Below are 18,747 nucleotides of genomic sequence, written 5' to 3'. Positions count from 1 at the left end.
TTTTTATATCTCTTAGCTATTCTCATTTACAAATATTGAAACTCTGCTCTGTATTATCTCCGCTACTTCCTGTGCAGTCTTCTGTCCCTTGAAGTAAGCAGCCGCTTCTTCGTTTACAATGTTATTCACCTCTTCGTTTGGTGAATATGTAAGGGTGAGGGACTCAACAAAATCTTTTACCGTGTCAACATCTTGCTGAGAAAGAGGCTTAACCTCTATCTGTGTATCACCAATCCAGTAATACTCTTCTTCGTAATGCTTTACTCCGTCATCATCAACCCAGGATTCCTTTTCCATAGATTTCTTGGCAAGTGCGTCAAACTTGTCCTTCCTGATGGGGAAATCATACTCTATACTGTCCTGATATTCATCAAGATAAAGCTGTCTGATCAACTTCCAGCATTCCTCGGGATACTTAGTCTGTGCACTGACAGCAAATCTTGCATTTGGCGTAAGGATTGAGCAGTTGACTCCCATCTCATTCGGGAAGCCTATAAGAGAGATATCGCTTCCAAAGGTTCCGTCAACATATCTTTTATAAGGTCTGAAGCCGTTGAGGTAAACAATTGAATATAGTGCATTACCTGTTCTGTAGCATGCTTCATCGTAGTCCATCCACATGTCTTCTGTTATTTCATCCGGGAACTCTTTTGCAAACTCCAAAAGCTCAATAAAGCCGTCACTGTTAAAGTTGCAGCTCTTATTTTCCCAATCAACAAACTTATTTCCTGAAGAAGCAAGACCGTAATACATGATTGTATCCTTGGCAATCATACCAAAAGAATCAGAGTATGAAACGCCCTTTTGCTGTATCATTTCCTTGCAGTCCTTGAGTGTAAGAACATCCAGCCCTGCCATATTGGAAGTCTTCGCAGCCAGAGTGTTAACATAGAACGAAGGAACAACCTGGTACAGCTTGTCACCTGTCTTAAATGCTTCAAAAGCGTTCTCTACAAACTCCACATCCTTGAGCTCAGGGTCAGTTGCAAGGTAGCTGCTAAGATCAAGGAACAGCCCTTTATTTATATAACTGTCTATGGGCTCATCATTTACAAAATACATGATATCAGGAACATTGCCTGATACGATATCCAGATTAAACTGTGTGGCTCCGGCCTGCCAGTCATCCTCTGAATCAAGCTTGGAGTAATCAACAATCTTTATCTTGTAATCATCTGAAGTCTGATTATACTTGTAAATCATATCTCTTACATTGTAGTCAATGTTGCTTCCGGCAAGAGTTATGATCGTCTTGTCTTTAACCTGGTCGGCAGGGACCTTGGTCAGCCTGCACAGGCTGTAGTTATAGGATTCATCGGGAAGATTTGCAATAAATTCCTGATCGCTTACTGCGACAACACTGCTTACCGCATAACTAATGCTGATATCGGAATCTACGAAATCAAGAATTTTAGTCAAAGTATCTTTTCCTTTATCATATCCGTAGAATCCATCTGTCTTTGAAACATACAGGTCATAACCGTTTCCGCCAAAGAATGAGTAGTCATCGTAGGTCTTAAACTGTTCTGATGGGTCGGAGAGCTTGCCTGTTTCGGGGTCAAAGCTTCTGAGTTCAATTCCGTGATCTCCCCAGAGGGAAGCAAATATCTGTCCGTCAAATCCACTGTACAGAGTAATGGATGATCCATCGTATTCATCGCTTGAGTCGCCGGTTTCTGCTATTGTGGTAAAAGACTGATCGGCATCGTTAAACTTCTGAATACCCCTGTTGGAGCTAAGGATGAGTCCGTGGGTATCATCATAGACCATTCCGTACAAAGAGAAATAATTATCCTCGTCCTGTCCGTCGGAGAGCATTATATTAAGGAGCTCATTTCCGGATGCATCGAACTTAAGAAGATACTGTTCCTCATGATAGTTGTAGTCTTCTTCCATCTCATCACCGCCGACAACCATCTTATCAACGATAACATCACTATCAGCCGGTGTTTCCTCTTCAGTCACAATGATCTCTTCTCCCGATCCTTCTCCGTCTCCGGATACTGCGCCATCCTCAGTGTCTGCTCCGTCTCCCATACCCTCTTCATCCAGATGCTCCTCGAAGTCAACAATATTCCCCTGGTCATCTGTATAATAATATTTGTAGAGGATGCAGTACATATTACCATCCTTGTCATAGGTCATATCTCCGTGGCTTTCTGAATCAGCCTCAGGGATTTTTACAGTCTTAATATCGCTTCCATCGGAGTTAAAAGAGCAGATGGTGATGTTTTCCCCATCCGAATATGTTGCAGCATAAATTCTGTCTCCAACGATAGAAATATTGCTGTAGTCTGAAGCATCAGTAATATCAAGCTTCTCGCTCTTAAACACATAGTCCTTGGATCCCTTTGCCGCCTCATCAACAAGGCTTGATCCTCCTTTATCTCCGAGAGAGCATCCGCTTAGCGTTCCCAGCAAAAGAGCTGTGGATGCGATCAGGGAAATTCCCCTGGTTATAATAGATTTCCTTTTCATAACTTCTCCTTCTTTCTCTTATATTCAACTTCCAGATCGTACTTCTTGTCGGAAAGATATTTTACTATTCCTCTTACTGTCCACTTCTTGTGCCTGTAGGAATTCACCACAAAGATCACAAGAGTAACCGTAAGCACTGTCAGACAGATCATTCTTACAAGAAGAATAAGCGCAAGAACATCCTCATAGCCTCTGGCTGTGTTCTCCCAGTAGGGATAATATATCGCCTTGCTCCACATACTTCTTGTAAAGAAGTTTTTTAAAACCGAAAACAGCGAGAATGCCGAAAACCTCTCGGTATTGTCAATCACTGTGATAAACTCATCATTTATTCCGATACTGTCTTTACATATCTTGGCGGCCAGTCCTTTAACGGGATTAGGACACACAACTTCGATGCAGGTGATGCCTCCGCTTTGAGCCACGGTCCCATCCTCTGATACTTCTACCGATTCTGTGATCCCACTCAGGATAGTTCCGTATCTGGCCAGCGAATCATAGGACATGTAAACATAGCTTGTATCCTGTTGTGCGGCTTTTCTGATCCTGCCTGTATCTCTTTTTACAACACCCTCTATATAGTGTGGAATGCCCTCAATATAGATGCACTGTCCGATAATGTCAGTTGATCCAAAGAGCTGCCATGCCAGTTCCTCATCAATCACAATACCGTCCTTCATCAGGTCATCTCCGGAAAAGAAAGATCCGGCCACGAAATTCATGGGATGGAACAAAAAGAAATCGCCGCCTACTCCAAATGCTTTTACTTTCTCAGCTGTCTTGTTCTCATAACTTAAGCTGACCTGGCCCTGAGCACAGTATGCAAAGCTATAGAGCTCCTGAATAGGCGTCTTCTGAGGAACGGTATACTCCTCCATCTCTTCTTTGATCATGTCATCGATGCTTATAGTGTCGATTATCTGAGAGTCTGTGCTCTGATCCTGCTCCTGATCATCGTCATCAGCCACAACTCCGGATTCAACGAGTTTACTCTCCAGTAGATAAGTGAACTTCTTGAGATCATCTTCTTTTACCAGCTGATCTTCAGTAATATAGATACTTATCTGAGCCATATTCATATCATCGGACCAGCGCTCTGCAAGGTGCTGTTCCGGAAGGTTGTTCAATATATGAGATGAAATGAGCCCCATAAAGAAATAAACTGCAATCGAAGCCACACACAGGATTATGGTGAGCGCTCTTTTCTTTATAAAATTTACGGTTGTTTCAGTAATACCTCTAAGACTCATTACTCGTTTGCAAGCCTCACCTGATCTCCGGCTTTAATAAGTGTTGTAGCTGTTGTGATGACATACTCATCGCCGTCAACTGCAGCGGCAATGGCCGTATTGTTGTCATCCTGTGCTTTAACTGTGACATCTACTCTTGATGCCATGTATCTGTTGCCCAATGGGCTTGATTTACTGGTTACTACAAGAATGAATTTGCCATTGCTATCGGTCTTAATTGCACTGTTTGGCACTACAAGATCATACTCCACAGCTCTCTCACCGATTGCAAGAGAAATGTTCTGTCCGGGAGCCACGTCTTTGCTCTCAATCTTAAAAGTCAAAAGCTTCTTGTTGCCCGGATCGGTCTTATCATTTCTGATGGCTGTGAGTGTTGCCTTAAAATCATCCCCAAACTGCCAGATATTCTGTGGCTTGGCGCCATCACCCACCTTGAGCTTCTGGGCCTGGGCATTGGTTACTGAAAAGCTTGTCGTCATGTCTTTTCCGTCAACCTGGATAACTGCAATGGTTTCATCAGCTGAAGTTGACTCGCCTGCCACCTTGGATAAGCTGGATACTGTTCCGGCAACGGGAGATTTAACAGATGCTCCAACCGTCTCCTCTTCAAGCTTTGCAATATGATCTCTCTGCTCACTGATCTTATCTCTCATCTGGCAGAGACTTATTTCTGTATTGATGCTCTTTAAGAGCTTGGTCTTTTCAAGTTCAGCAGCCTTGAGCTCAGCTTCGGTTTTTGCTTTGATCTGCATAAGCTCAGCAAGCTTCTGATCATAACTTAAAGTCTGCTGTGTTCCGTAGTTTTCAAGCTGTGAGCTGTCCTTGGTAAGCTCTGCGATCTGTGTCTGAAGCTGTTGTATTCTCTCTTCGTTTCCATCATTTTCAGCTTTTGTCAGTTCATAGTTGAGCTCTGCAATGGTGTATGAAGGAGTTGCTGCATTGTAGGAATTGCCGGCTGCGTCATAGTTATCCTTCTGAGTCATATAATCTATATCTGCCTGAGCTGCATTATCTGCATTGAGTGCATTGTTGTATCTGTCTGTGGCAGCGGCAAGCTCTAACTGAAACATGTCGTAGGTTGTCTTTCTACCGCTTCTCACATTGGATATGACATCATTCGGAATATCTCCGGAAAACAGCGACTGTTCATAAGAAAGTTCAAGGTCATCCAGTTTATCTTTTGCATCTATAAGCTCCTGTGATTCCTTGTCCTCAAGATAGTAGATAACATCTCCTATCTCAACGTGTGCGCCTTCCTTGACAGCAACACCGGATATTTTCCTTGTCTCTTTTACCGTGATATTGTATGGATCCTCTGCAGATACGGTTCCTGTTCCTCTGATCTGAGGAGAGATGGTACCGCTCGTTATCTGCTGAGTTGCTACCTGAGGCAGCGAATAATTCATGATGGTGTTGGAGAAAAAAGTAAGGATCAGCATGATGGACAAAAAAGCTATGGCCACATTCTTGACCATATCCTTCCTGTTTCTGCCACTGTCCTTCTTATCATCTCCGGACCCGCCCAGATTCTCTCTTAGAACTAATTCTTCAGACATAACAAAATTCTCCCGTAAAACTTATTTAACCTTTGATTCCTCCCTGGTAAGAGATTCCCTCTACCAGATAATCTTCCCCGTATAAAAATATCAGAAGAGGTGGAATGAGATATATTACCGCCACTGCGAATGCCAGGCTGATCTCCCCTGTATTGATCCTGGACAGAAATACCGACAGCGGATGCATATCCGAGTCAGGTAAAAGAATCAGCGGCTGTTCCACCATGTTCCAATAATCAAAAAATAACAAAATGGCAATGGATGCAAGTCCACCCTTGCAAAGCGGTAGATTGATCCTCGAAAAGATCATCCATTCATTTGCCCCGTCTACCCTTGCAGCCTCCATGACTTCAGTCGGTATCCTCCTCATAAACTTCGTCAGAAGATACACTGCAAACGGACTGAAGAACCCCGGAAGCAGGATAGCCCATTTGGTACCGTACAGTCCCAGTGCTTTGGAAACCAGGAAATTCGGTACCAGTGTAACCTGGTAAGGCATCAGCATGATTATGATATATGAAAAAAAGATAATCTTCTTGGCCTTACTGTCGTATCTTGAAAAGCCGTAAGCAGAAAGCGCTGCAATAGTGAGCTGTACTACTACGATTGGAATCGTGTAGAATACTGAGTTCCAAAACTTTAAAAGATACTGTGGACTCTTGAAAAGAACGGCAATGTACTGTGCAAAAGTTATCATGTCGGGGATAAGTTTTAGGTTTACTTTGTTAGAAACAAATACCTTACCGCCCTTTTCCGTTGTCGCAAATATACTTCCATAGTTTGCCGCTATCTCCGATGCCGACATGAAGGAGTTTGTGATAGTGAGTATGATTGGCATCAAAAAGATGATAGCAAAAACTATTGCAGCCGTAGTTACTATGACCGTCTTAAAATCATCTATTCTTTTTTTATGTTTATATTTTCTTAGTAGTGGACGCATGTTCCTGTCCATTAGCCTTCTACATCCCTTCCAAACCTGTTTTCAACCTTTAACATCACGAATACCAGCGCCGATACCACAATAAACATTATGATTGCTGCAGCGGAGAGCTTTTGATAATCAAGTGAAGCAAAAGTATTATTCATAAAATGCTGCAACATGTATAGCGTTTCGTAAGGATGATCTCCGGTCATAAGATACACTTCCCTGAAAACCTTGAAAGAATTGATCAGGGACATGATCGCCACAAACAGAATTGTGGATGACATGTATCTTACCTTTATATGCCAGAAAATCTGGTATTTATTGGCGTGCTCCAATGCCGCAACCTCCAGAAGATCCTTGGGTATACTGGCAAGAGCCGCCATAAACAGTATCATGTTATAACCAAGATTCTTCCAAAGGAAAAGAGCTATTATTACAACCATTGCCTTGTCAGACTTAAGGAAATCAGTCTTGGCAATTCCAAACCCCGCAAGGAAATCATTGACTAGTCCATTGTAGTTAAACAGCACCTGCCAGATAAGAACTACCGAGGCAATAGGCACCATCAGAGGACTTAAGAAAAATGTCCTGAAGTAGCTCTTTCCCGGTATCCTGGATTCCATAACCGCTGCCAGGAAAAGAGATAACACCACTGCCAGAGGTACTGCCACCATTGAGAACTTGAGTGTATTTATCCCTGCCTGCTTAAAAGCTGCATTGTTCCACACATTGACAAAGTTCTTCAAGCCCACAAAATTCATTCGGATGGGGTTATCAATAAGCGAATAAAAGATAACCACCACAAATGGTGCGGCAAAAAACAGCAGTACTCCAAGAAGTGAAGGCAACAGGAACAGCCATGATATAATGCTCCTCTTCCGGTTCGCGGAAAGGTTTTTAAATTTAGTTGGTATCTTCTTTAACAAACTGCGGAACCTTCCCCTTCAGAATTGAGTAATATGTGCTTGAATACTCGTCGAACTCTCCGTTCCTGTATACCTGAACAGAATACTGATCATTTATCAGACTGTAGTCATACCATGGGTTGTAATAACCGCTTTCAACAATGACAGAAAGGAGCTCTTTTATCTGCTCAGGATCTGTATAAGATGCATGACTTGTCTCTACGTTTATGTCCACATCACTATACGGCATTGTCTCCAGATCATAACCCGGATAGTAATTATCAACCTTTACTTCCCTGACATCAGATGCATCCAGATTATTATTTTTGTATATTCCAATCTTTTTCAAATATGCAATTGTATTGGCATAATTATCAAAAACATCAAGGTTTCCGTAAACATAACTGTCGTTGTTACCTTCATAGATCACAGAACCGACCGGCATATGAGTACTCATATACTCAAAGCTGTAATTCTCCAAGATATCTTTTCTGTATGCTTCACTAAACTCCTCATATACGAAGTTCTTGGTAGCCACTGATCTTCCGCCGGATTCATATGAGAGATTGTGAAGAGCAGGATTATCAAGTTTTCTTACAGCGTCATCATTAAAGATATCAAAATATCCTCTCTTAAATTCCTCACTGTCAATGATCCGAGCCAGTTCTGCATCTACTGTCTTAAAAGGAACAGTAATGTATCTGTATACCTTTCTTCCACTTTTTAATCTATAGAGAATCTGAATATCATATCCGAGGTTTTCATAGATATCCTCTTCATAGTTCTTTTGCTGGATCTTTCGGGTCTCCATACCGGCCTTAGCCAGCTTCACAAAATCTTCTGTATTAGTTATAGTCATCAGTCCGTCATCACTGATGCTGCCGTTATACATTACTCTGTCATACAGATTGAACTGCCTTCCGTTATTCTCGATAGCACAGCTCTCAATCTTATCCGCAGCGGGAACATAGCTGTCAAATCCAAGAAGATCTCCCTTAAAAATGGTAAATATAAGAAGCACAATTGCCAAAGCCATAATTGTCTGTGCCTTGCCCTTAAACACTTTTTTGATATTGCGCTCAAGAAGAACTTCTGCAATACAACCTGCAACGATTGTAGCAAGCACCATAATAAGGCACATCTGAGTAAATAAACGTGTTGTCCATACACTCTCATATACAAGATAAACAATATATCCGACTCCAAGACCTGTTGCCACACAGACAACTATCTTGACCAGCCATCTGAAAGGTCTTATTACTATGCCCTTTCCTGCCCACTCTGACTGTCTCATTCTTGCAAAGATCATGACGAAAACAAATGCGATAAGTCCTGTTATCAGAATATCTATCTCACGAGGAAGTATTTTCGGCATAACATTACTGATATACTCGGGAGCAATAAGGGCGTACGAAGCTCTCAGTTCTTCAGCAAGCGATACATAGATTCCGAATCTGTCATACATAGGAGAAAACCAAACCCTGAAAGGCTGCGACGAACTGAAGGTTGCATAGAATATGTTCTTAAAGAAGTACAATTCTCCTGCAAATAGTATTGAAATAAATGCAAAACATCCTGTAAGAAGAATAGCTATTGGAAGTGTTCCGCTCAGCATAACAGCAAGTACTGTTATGTTGTAAAAAGCAAAAAACAGGTTAAACGCTCTTATAGTCTCTATAAGTACTGACAGATACAGGTACTTGCCAACAGCACCCATGCAGGCTGCGATGATCAGCGCAATCACCTCACATCCCACATACATGATCAGAAATGTAGTAATGGCATCGAAATAGTTCCCTGCAATTCTCTGTGACCTGGTTGTAGGCTGACTAAGATAAAAGTCCAGCTTACTTGTGCTAAAGACATATGAGAATCCCTGAAGTGCAAACATTACTGCAATTCCTATTACAAACACAAAGCCAAGCTGTTCAACACCGAGTACTCTTGACACTGCCCTAAGCTTTTCCTGATATAGCACAGCATCGCTCTGGTTATATCTTGCAGCATAATTGATGGTTCTTGAAATCATCATGATCACGCCCAGGATAAAATATGCAGCCAAAAACGGCAGTGCAATGTAACTTGACCAAAGTGTTCTGTTTATATAGGTCCTATGATTTTTTAATCTTTCACCCAAGGACAAATTTGCGGATGTCATACCCAACTACCTCCGTTTCACTTATAAAGATCTCTTCCAATGAAAGTGCCAGAACTTCGAAGAATATCGGATTGCCTCTGCCAAAGGCTGCCTCTATCTCTTCTCTCTCACCGCGGATCGTAATGGTGTGAAGTCTTCCCCTGGTCTCATGAAGCAACACATTAAGACCCTCCAGCGCTTTCTTCTCATCTTCTTCAGAAGCAAATACACACTGTACCTTCTGCATCTTGATCTTCATATCCTCTATATCTTCTGACAGGATCACTCCTCCCTGATGAAGAAGACCTATGTGATCACAGATATCTTCAAGTTCCCTTAAGTTGTGGGATGCAATGATCGGAGTCATTCCTCTGTCTGCCATCTCTCCTGCAAAAAGACTCTTTACCCCCTGTCTCACAACAGGATCAAGGCCGTCAAAAGTCTCATCACACAGAAGGTATTTGGTTCCGGCGCAGATTCCAAGGAGTATGGACACCTGCTTCTTCATTCCCTTTGAAAAAGTGTTTATCCTTCTTTTTACGTCAAGTCCAAATCCGCTGCAAAGCTTGTGAAATCTAAGTTTGTCAAAACCCGGATATATATTTTCATAAAATGTAGCCATTTCCTCAGGTGTAGAATTCGGAAGAAAATACTGATCGTCTGATATGTAAAAGATATCCCGCTTAACCTCGGGGTTGTCATAAACAGGTCTCTTATCTACCAGGACAATTCCCGCATCCGGCTTGATAACACCTGAAATGATCCTCAGTATCGTGCTCTTTCCGGCTCCGTTTGTTCCAACCAGTCCAAACACCTCACCGTCCAGAATATTCAGCGAAACACGATTGACAGCTTTTATGTCGTCGAATGATTTTTCAAGATTCAGTAATTCAATCATGCTTTCCCTCCCCAAGCTTATCTAAATGCTTTTTTATCTCCTCAACAAGCTCTTCCAGTGAAAGCCCTATTTCATGAGCTTCTGTAAAGAGCCTGACAATCTCTTTTACCAGTTCTGATTTCTTGCCTTCCACCAGCAGGTCCCTGCCTTTTACAAAATTTCCCCTGCCCTTCACCGTATAGATGAATCCCTGGCGTTCCAACTCAGCATAGGCTTTCTGGACCGTGTTGGGATTGGTGGAGAGCTCAACCGCAAGGCTCCTTACTGACGGCATCTGATCACCCTCCCGGAGTATCCCCTTGTATATCTGCATTTTGAAGTTTTCAACAATTTGTTCGTAGATAGGTCTGCTATCCTGGAAGTCGATTAGTTTCATTGTTTCCCTCCGAAAGATGATCCCCGACGAAAAAAAATACAAAGTGTACTATCCGAACTAGTACACTTTGTATTCTATGACTATCGCGCTTATATTGCAATAGATTTTTTAAATTGCTTCTACATTTCTTGTAGCAACTACGTCAACGCCTGTTCCGGCAACATCTTTAATAAGGACATCTCCTATATGAGCAGGTGCTTTTGCCTCTGCAGCATCAATGTCTTTCATTACTTCAAAGATCTTGCTCTTTGGAATATCATTGGCAGTCTTAACAGAAACTCTCTCCTTGTCACCACCAACAATCTTCACTGTGCTGGTAACAATTCTTGTGGGATTGACCACTTCTTTTCTGGCATAAATATCGCCCTTGGCGCATGTGTTACCTGTTACCTCTTTAACTTCTCCATTATCCAAAGTAACTGTAACAAGGCACCCCATAGGACATCCGATACATGTTAATTCTCTGGTTTCCATAAGCCTTACTCCTTTTCTATCTTTACAGTTATCTTCTTAAGATTTGGATGCTCATCGAGTTTCTTTTTCTGAAGAATGATCTGCTCCATCTCACCCGGTGCAAGGATCCTCTTCTCATTGTGCATAACTCTCTCGTCATCAAAGTATACACTTACGAAGGAATTCTTATAAACATCACCTACTCTGAATCTTACAGTGAGGAGGTCATCCATTCTCTCTTTATTGATTGTGCTGGGTACTGTATATCTTGCCCCGTCAGTAGCACAAAGCTCGATAACATTATCGCCTGTAACTTCCTTGCAGCCGTCAGCTATGTACTTAACAGCATTCTGTCCGGCTCTCTTAGCCTCTTCCGATACATAATCAACAAGATCATGTACATGAAGAACGTTACCACAGGCAAATACACCGGGAATGTTGGTCTCGAGAGACTCATTTACAACAGGACCAGATGTAACAGGGTTCATAGAAACACCTGCTGATCTTGAAAGCTCATTTTCAGGAATAAGTCCACAGGAAAGAAGAAGTGTATCACATGTATATCTCTCTTCTGTTCCGGGGATAGGCTTTCTGTCCGGGCCAACCTCAGCGATTGTAACGGCTGTAACATGGTCTTTTCCCTCGATATCAACAACGGTGTGTGAAAGCTTAAGAGGAATTCCGTAATCATCAAGACACTGAACTATGTTTCTCTTAAGTCCGCCGGAGTATGGCATAAGCTCTGCCACTACCTTTACCTTGGCTCCCTCAAAGGTCATTCTGCGGGCCATGATAAGTCCGATATCACCTGATCCGAGGATTACTACCTCACGACCGGGCATATAACCTTCAATATTTACCAGTCTCTGTGCAGTGCCTGCCGAGAAAATACCTGCAGGACGATATCCGGGAATGTTCAGGGCTCCACGAGGTCTTTCTCTGCAGCCCATTGCGAGGATTACAGCCTTGGCGGGAATCTGGAACATGCCATCTTCCCTGTTCATAGCTGTTACTGTCTTATCAGGTGCAATATCCATAACCATGGTATTGAGCTTGTACTCTATACCAAGATCAAGAACCTGCTTAATAAAACGATATGCATATTCGGGACCTGTAAGCTCTTCTTTAAATGTATGAAGTCCGAATCCATTGTGGATACACTGGTTTAAGATTCCTCCAAGCTCATGGTCTCTCTCAAGAATAAGGATGCTGTCATTGCCGGCTTCCTTGGCTGCCACAGCTGCTGCGAGGCCGGCAGGGCCGCCGCCTACTATTACGATATCATATGTCTTCATGACCCGCTTACCTCCCCTTTAGTTCTCTCAAGAACAATGTTCGATCTTCCGCCGCTCTTTGTAATCTTCTCATAAGGAATTCCAAGTTCGCGATGAAGGATTTCCATGGTTCTCGGTGAGCAGAATCCAGCCTGGCATCTTCCCATACCGGCTCTTGTTCTGCGCTTTACGCCATCAAGGCTTCTTGCGCCAAGAGGTCTGTGGATTGCATCGAGGATCTCGCCCTCTGTGATAGATTCACATCTGCAGATAATTGTTCCGTATGCAGGATTTTCTTTAATGAGAGCATTTCTCTCTTCTACTGAAAGGCCTTCAGTTTTCTTCACGCCCTTACGTGTGCTGATCCAGTTAGCCTTCTCTTTAAGTCCCATCATATCCTTCATCATGTTACCAACCATCTCGCCGATAGCAGGGCTGCTGGTAAGTCCTGGTGACTCGATGCCTGCACAATCGATAAAGTGTGGTGCATCGTCAACTTCTTTGATGATGAACTCATGATGTGATTCATGAGCACGAAGTCCTGCAAATGATGTTATAACGTTTCTTATAGGAAGGTTTCTTACATGATCGCCTGCCTTAGCAATAAGATCATCAATTCCTGCAGCCGTTGTGTTGTTTCCTTCCTTATTCTCAATATCCACAGCTGTCGGTCCAACGATAAGATTACCGTGGATTGTAGGTGATACAAGAACACCCTTTCCAAGATTTGTGGGCTGAGGGAAGATTGTGTGCTTAACATGTCCGCCTACAGTCTTATCAAGGAGGCAGTAGTCTCCTCTACGAGGTGTAATATGGATCTTGTCAGCACTTACCATATTATGTATTACATCAGCATAGACACCTGCAGCATTTACAACGTATCTTGCTACATACTCACCGTTGTTTGTTCTCAGGTGCCAGTTGCCGTCTTCGCCTTTTTTAATATCTTCAACTTCTGTGTTAAAACGGAAATCAACGCCGTTCATATTAGCGTTCTCTGCCATTGCAATATTAAGCTCGAATGGACAGATGATTCCGCTTGTAGGAGCCCAGAGTGCTCCCTCAACGTTTTCTGAAAGGTTAGGCTCCATCTCAAGAGCCTCCTCTCTGTTAAGGATTTTCAGTTCCTTAACTCCGTTGGCAATACCTCTGTTATAGAGGTCTTTAAGGCCGTCAATAGCTTCCTTGTGAATGCAAACGACCATAGCTCCGTTTCTCTTAAACGGAATATCCAGGTCTTTGGCAAGATCACCCATCATCTCATTGCCTCTGACGTTGAGCTTAGCCATAAGTGAGCCTTCAGCTGCATCAAATCCGGCATGAACGATGGCCGAATTGGCTTTAGATGTTCCTTCACAAACATCTTCACATTTCTCCAGTACGCAAACGTTTGTCTCATAACGGGACAGCTCTCTTGCGACTGCAGATCCGGTAACACCGGCTCCGATTACGATCACATCGTATAACATAATAATCTCCTTCTTAAACAAGTTGTTCTGCTATAAAAAGGCGAGAGAAAGTAACCTGCGTTCTCCGCAGCTTATCCCCCTCTCGCCTCCTATCACTATTTAGTTAGCACTTAATTCACATTAAAAGATTGCCATGTGAAGAAGAGAAGCTACGATACCGCCGCAGATAGGTGCTACAAGCGGAATCCAACCATAAGCCCAGTTTGCGTTCTTCTTGCCGAAGTTAGGAGCAAGGAGCTGATAAGCAAAACGAGGAGCTGAATCTCTTGCTGCGTTCATAGCGTATCCTGTAAGTCCACCGAATGATGCACCACATGCAACGATTACGCCGTAAACGAGAGGCCATGTAACAGCACCGGCATCAGCAGGAATAGATGCAAGTGTGAATACAAGAATGAATGTAGCAACGAACTCTGAAAGGAAGTTCAATACTGCATTAGGAATTGAAGGAGCTGTGCAGAAGCATCCGCGAACTACGTCATCATTAGCTGTAGCCTTAATATGATCCTTGAAAAGAACCATAAGGATAGCTGCGCCACAGAAACCACCGAGCATCTGAGCGATGATGTATCCGGGAACAAGAGCCCAATCGAATCCGCCTCTTATAGCTGCGCCGATTGTAACTGCCGGATTGAAGTGTGATCCTGATAATGATCCGAATGTGAAAGCGGGAACCATAACTGCCATGCCCCATCCGATAAGGATGTAAACAGCTCCGCCGCCCTTGAATCCGGACTTCTCCAGACTAACGTTACAGCAAACGCCGTCACCAAGAAGTACAAGGATCAATGTTCCAACAAATTCTGCAATATAAGCACTCATAATATTACCCCCTTTTTGTGTATGTGAATTTTTTCCTCACCTAAATTAGTATCAGCCCTTAGCCCATCCAAGAGTTGCTTTAACAGCCTGCTTCCAGCCTTTAAGCTTCTCAGCACGAGCCTCTTCTGTCATAGAAGGCTCAAACTCTCTGTCGATAGCCCAGTTCTTGATAACATCTTCCTTGCTTGACCAGAAGCCAACTGCAAGACCTGCCAGATAAGAAGCACCCATAGCTGTTGTCTCAACGCATACAGGACGATGTACGGGAGCGTTGATGATATCTGACTGGAACTGCATAAGGAAGTTATTCTTGCAGGCACCGCCGTCAACCTTAAGAGCTGCAAGCTTGATTCCTGAACCCTCTTCCATTGCTCCGAGAACGTCGTTGGTCTGAAGAGCAAGTGACTCAAGAGTTGCACGAATAATGTGTTTCTTGTTAACACCACGTGTAAGTCCTGTGATAGCTCCACGTGCATAAGGATCCCAATAAGGAGCACCGAGTCCTGTAAATGCAGGAACTACGTAACATCCGTTTGTATCAGGAACCTGAGTTGCGAAGTACTCAGAATCAGGTGATGTATCAACGAGTTTAACCTCATCACGGAGCCACTGGATAGCTGCGCCTGCTACGAAGATTGAACCCTCGAGAGCATACTCAACCTTGCCGTCAAGACCCCAAGCGATAGTTGTAAGAAGTCCGTTGTTAGGGAACTGAGGCTTTGTGCCGATATTCATAAGCATGAAGCATCCTGTTCCGTATGTGTTCTTAGCCATTCCTGACTCGAAGCAGGTCTGTCCGAACAGAGCTGCCTGCTGATCACCTGCTACGCCTGCAATCTTGATAGGTCCGCCGAAGAATTCAGGATCTGACTCACCATACTCTGTGCAGCTGGAAGGAAGTGCCTTTGGAAGCATGCTCATAGGAACTTCGAGCTGGTCGCAAAGTTCTTTATCCCAGTCAACAGTGTTGATGTTGAACATCATTGTTCTTGATGCATTTGAGTAATCAGTAGCGTGTACTTTACCCTTTGTAAGTTTGAAGATAAGCCATGAATCAACAGTACCGAAGCAAAGCTCACCCTTCTCAGCCTTTTCGCGAACGCCCTCTACGTTGTTGAGGATCCAGCGAAGCTTGGTTCCTGAGAAATAAGGATCGAATACAAGACCTGTCTTGTTGTAAGCAGCGTTGTCGATTCCGGGATACTTATCCATAAGTTCCTGCTTCATATCTGCTGTTCTACGGCACTGCCATACGATAGCATGATATACAGGCTTACCTGTAGCTCTCTCCCAAACAATTGTTGTTTCACGCTGGTTAGTGATACCGATTGCTGCGATGTCTGTGTAGGTTGCCCCAACCTTTGCCATAGCTTCACGAGCAACTGAGAGCTGTGTCTGCCAGATTTCATTAGCATCATGCTCTACCCAACCGGGCTGAGGATAATACTGTGTGAATTCCTTCTGAGCAACAGAGCACATCTCACCCTTCTCGTTGAACAGGATACATCTGTTACTAGTTGTACCTGCATCCAGCGCCATAACGTACTTTGCCATTACTTAACCCTCCTTTTTCTTGTGAAAGAAATAATATTATTAAAGCCCCTTCGCTTTAACTTCTCTAAAGTTCCCACACATCCCTGTTGGTGGTGGAAATTGCAAGTGCCCCGGCATCCAGCGCATTCATCACATCTTCCTTGTCCGCTATTAACCCCCCGGCTATTATCGGAACTCTGCTGACCTTGTTGATCCTCTTGATCATTTTCGGAAGAACTATACCCGGTAAAAACTCGATTATGTCGGGTTTTATTCCGGGGCTTCTTGCCTGTTTTTCAATGTTCTGCAGTGCAAGAGAATCAAGTATGAAATATCTCAGCACCGTATTGAGCTCAAGCTCTTTGGCATGAGCGATGAGATTGCTCTTCGTGGTTATGATCCCATCCGCCTGTGTATTGTTCTTAATAAAATCAAGGCAAACATCCTTGGAGTTATTAAGTCCCGTTATCAGATCCACATGTACCATTGCCACCTTGTCGGCCTTCTTGATCTTGTCGACTATGGCAGGTATGCTGCATATGTCTCCATACAGTACAAATATGATCTCTACGTCTTCTGTAAGTGCTATCTCAAGCCCTTCATCATCTTTTACTGCTGCGATGATAGGGTTGGTCTCTATTTTGTTAATAAATTCTCGGTTTTTCATTTCTATTATAATAAATAAAAAAAGAGCAAACAAAGTAAAATGAGGTTCCCCCTCATTTAACCCTTACTCTTTTCTCAAGGCTCTCTATAAATTTTAAAGTACACCAGGATGTCAAATTCATCATGTCACCGCTCCAAACAATACCAAATCATTTTCGGTCAGTTCTTTACGACAAATTCATCATATATCTTATTTGTGCAAAATGCAATAGCATCGTTTATACTTTTTTTATTTTTTGTACTATTTAACAAATATATTGTACACTTTTTGTCATAATCTGATACTAAAAGTATAAATATTGCACAAACCACTTTAAAGTGTTAAAGTTTCCGATAGGCATAATGCGCATAAAAGGCATTAATTGACATTTGTGTCATTTGTTATCCTCCATACAAAATAAAAAACCTCAGGTGTTTAAACCTGAGGTTTATCCTGCGCTGATGCATCAACGCTCTCTACCATCATATTTATTGCTTCCATGGCCACTTCATAAAGCATTGCCATTTCTCTTGCACCCTCGTCATCTTTCTCTGCGATTTTTTTGTACTGCGATGTGAAATATGACTTGGCCTGTTCTATTGTCCCACGACTTATGACATGACCGTTGGCAAAAATCGTCCCGGTATCTGTATTGAATTTGTTTGAAGTATACTTTGCTTTCTGGGCATCTCCCATTCCCATTGATTTCGCCAGTGAGTGGATCAGATCTTCTCTTTCCTGTGCCATAGTCGCCTCCTGATAGTCTTCGTAATTATATCTGTATTTATTATAGTATATCGCGCATCATAATTAAATCATTTTCATTCTCCCACAGCTTCATAAGCAGTATAGTATGTCTCGACATGGTCAAATCTGTAATAAGCATCTCCCTGAATTGAAGCTGCGCTTCCTGGTTCAAGGCAGACTTCATCTGTATTCTGAGGGATCATCCACATACAATCCACCAGTTCATTGCCGTCAAAGAACAAAACATACGCATCCACTTTTACTTTCTTGTCTGACCTGTTCTCCGCTGTAAGTATCGCAGAATTCTCCTCAATTTCTGTAGAAACCGATATCTCTGTCGACATGTCTTTTTCATAAGGTTCTCTCTTTGAAATAGAGAACTCAAATGCATCGGGAATTCCTCCGCCAAGATCATTTTTGTCAAACCTTCCCTCGAAGACAAATACACTTCCGTCTCTTACAACCTCTACAGTCTTCTCGGAAGTTGCCATTTCATTGCCGTCCTTGTCTCTGGCTGTAAAGATACATTCATATCTGCACATATCTCCGGTCTTGTTCTGAAGTACCAGAACAGGATTGGCATTGTGATCATCCTCTCTGAAATACTGAGCAATTATCAGAGTTCCCACCGGAAGTCCTCCATAGGACGGCATATTATCATCCGAAGGAGCGATACTGATAATTCCTCCCTTATTCTTTTCAGAGGCGGATATACTGTCAAGACTCTCAAATATAGCCGGCAGTTTTTCAGCAGCTTCATCTTCTTGTTTTTCTGTTGTTCCTGTTCCGGTGTGAGTAACCGGTGTATTGGAATAATAAGTGATTTCATCGGAATCCGGCTGATCCGGAAGTGCGTCTTGTTCTTCGCCGGCAAAATCTTTGGCGTTATCATCCGTAAACCCGAATCGAATTCCCAAATTCGAATAGTTGTTTATCATTATCCTCTGATAAAAATTTCGGCCGCTTTCATCGCTTCCCGGAAGATGAAAACCAAAGGTATTTAAATACATTACTATCGGAAGAATAATACCTGCAAAAGAAATTGCCAGAACCCTTACAACATCTATAGACTTCTCCTCTATAAGAAGTCTTATGCCCATAATAAATGACACCAGTGACGGAATAATCCCCACCAGAAAAAATGAGCTGATAAGCCCTATTATTGAGATAATAAGAGCAATTGTAGTTATATGCATGAAAGTCCCCTCAAATTTCTGTGCATATTGTACAAAAGTAACTCAAATATAAATGTCAATACTTGTATATAGAATATTTTAT

The 18,747-nt window shown here is 42.7% G+C and carries 16 protein-coding genes; all 16 read right to left on the bottom strand.

The annotated features are described in order from the left end of the window. Positions 1-12: 12 nt before the first annotated feature. Positions 13-2,478, bottom strand: a complete 2,466-nt coding sequence (locus tag G590_RS0100580) for an ABC transporter substrate-binding protein (protein ID WP_022763722.1) — start codon at positions 2,476-2,478, stop codon at positions 13-15. Next, complete coding sequence (locus G590_RS0100575) at positions 2,475-3,728, bottom strand: ABC transporter permease (protein WP_022763721.1); 1,254 nt, start codon at positions 3,726-3,728, stop codon at positions 2,475-2,477. Before G590_RS0100575 ends, G590_RS0100580 begins: the two co-directional genes overlap by 4 nt. Continuing rightward, positions 3,728-5,284 (bottom strand): efflux RND transporter periplasmic adaptor subunit, encoded by a 1,557-nt coding sequence (locus G590_RS0100570; RefSeq protein WP_022763720.1) that lies wholly within the window; start codon positions 5,282-5,284, stop codon positions 3,728-3,730. The genes G590_RS0100575 and G590_RS0100570 overlap by 1 nt, the downstream gene beginning before the upstream one ends. A 25-nt stretch (positions 5,285-5,309) precedes the next feature. Then, positions 5,310-6,236, bottom strand: a complete 927-nt coding sequence (locus G590_RS0100565; RefSeq protein ID WP_022763719.1) for a carbohydrate ABC transporter permease — start codon at positions 6,234-6,236, stop codon at positions 5,310-5,312. Then, complete coding sequence (locus tag G590_RS0100560; protein WP_022763718.1) at positions 6,236-7,135, bottom strand: carbohydrate ABC transporter permease; 900 nt, start codon at positions 7,133-7,135, stop codon at positions 6,236-6,238. The genes G590_RS0100565 and G590_RS0100560 overlap by 1 nt, the downstream gene beginning before the upstream one ends. After that, positions 7,113-9,272, bottom strand: a complete 2,160-nt coding sequence (locus tag G590_RS0100555) for a DUF6449 domain-containing protein (protein WP_022763717.1) — start codon at positions 9,270-9,272, stop codon at positions 7,113-7,115. The genes G590_RS0100560 and G590_RS0100555 overlap by 23 nt, the downstream gene beginning before the upstream one ends. Further along, complete coding sequence (locus tag G590_RS0100550) at positions 9,244-10,149, bottom strand: ABC transporter ATP-binding protein (RefSeq protein WP_022763716.1); 906 nt, start codon at positions 10,147-10,149, stop codon at positions 9,244-9,246. Before G590_RS0100550 ends, G590_RS0100555 begins: the two co-directional genes overlap by 29 nt. Then, positions 10,142-10,525: a GntR family transcriptional regulator gene (locus tag G590_RS0100545; protein WP_022763715.1), complete on the bottom strand. Its 384-nt coding sequence runs from the start codon at positions 10,523-10,525 to the stop codon at positions 10,142-10,144. Before G590_RS0100545 ends, G590_RS0100550 begins: the two co-directional genes overlap by 8 nt. A gap of 108 nt (positions 10,526-10,633) precedes the next feature. Beyond that, entirely contained in the window at positions 10,634-10,999 is a 366-nt protein-coding gene (locus G590_RS0100540; RefSeq protein WP_022763714.1) for a DUF1667 domain-containing protein, read from the bottom strand. Between the two features lie 5 nt (positions 11,000-11,004). Beyond that, positions 11,005-12,273: an NAD(P)/FAD-dependent oxidoreductase gene (locus G590_RS0100535; protein WP_022763713.1), complete on the bottom strand. Its 1,269-nt coding sequence runs from the start codon at positions 12,271-12,273 to the stop codon at positions 11,005-11,007. Further along, positions 12,270-13,721, bottom strand: a complete 1,452-nt coding sequence (locus G590_RS0100530; protein ID WP_022763712.1) for an NAD(P)/FAD-dependent oxidoreductase — start codon at positions 13,719-13,721, stop codon at positions 12,270-12,272. Before G590_RS0100530 ends, G590_RS0100535 begins: the two co-directional genes overlap by 4 nt. Before the next feature lie 120 nt (positions 13,722-13,841). After that, positions 13,842-14,543: an MIP/aquaporin family protein gene (locus tag G590_RS0100525; RefSeq protein ID WP_022763711.1), complete on the bottom strand. Its 702-nt coding sequence runs from the start codon at positions 14,541-14,543 to the stop codon at positions 13,842-13,844. Between the two features lie 51 nt (positions 14,544-14,594). Next, positions 14,595-16,097, bottom strand: a complete 1,503-nt coding sequence (glpK, locus tag G590_RS0100520; RefSeq protein ID WP_022763710.1) for a glycerol kinase GlpK — start codon at positions 16,095-16,097, stop codon at positions 14,595-14,597. 64 nt (positions 16,098-16,161) lie between these two features. Continuing rightward, complete coding sequence (locus G590_RS0100515; protein WP_026493815.1) at positions 16,162-16,743, bottom strand: glycerol-3-phosphate responsive antiterminator; 582 nt, start codon at positions 16,741-16,743, stop codon at positions 16,162-16,164. Positions 16,744-17,157: 414 nt separating this feature from the next. After that, entirely contained in the window at positions 17,158-17,469 is a 312-nt protein-coding gene (locus G590_RS0100510) for a hypothetical protein (protein WP_022763708.1), read from the bottom strand. Between the two features lie 74 nt (positions 17,470-17,543). Continuing rightward, the gene (locus tag G590_RS0100505; RefSeq protein ID WP_022763707.1) at positions 17,544-18,665 is read right to left on the bottom strand and encodes a hypothetical protein; all 1,122 of its coding nucleotides are present in this window, start codon (positions 18,663-18,665) and stop codon (positions 17,544-17,546) included. Between the last annotated feature and the right edge of the window lie 82 nt (positions 18,666-18,747).

Origin of the sequence: Butyrivibrio sp. XPD2006, assembly GCF_000420865.1 — a bacterium.
In the GTDB taxonomy this organism is placed as follows: Bacteria; Bacillota; Clostridia; order Lachnospirales; family Lachnospiraceae; genus Butyrivibrio.
The sequence above is the reverse complement of the archived record's forward strand: the minus strand, read 5'-3'. Positions and strand labels throughout refer to the sequence as shown.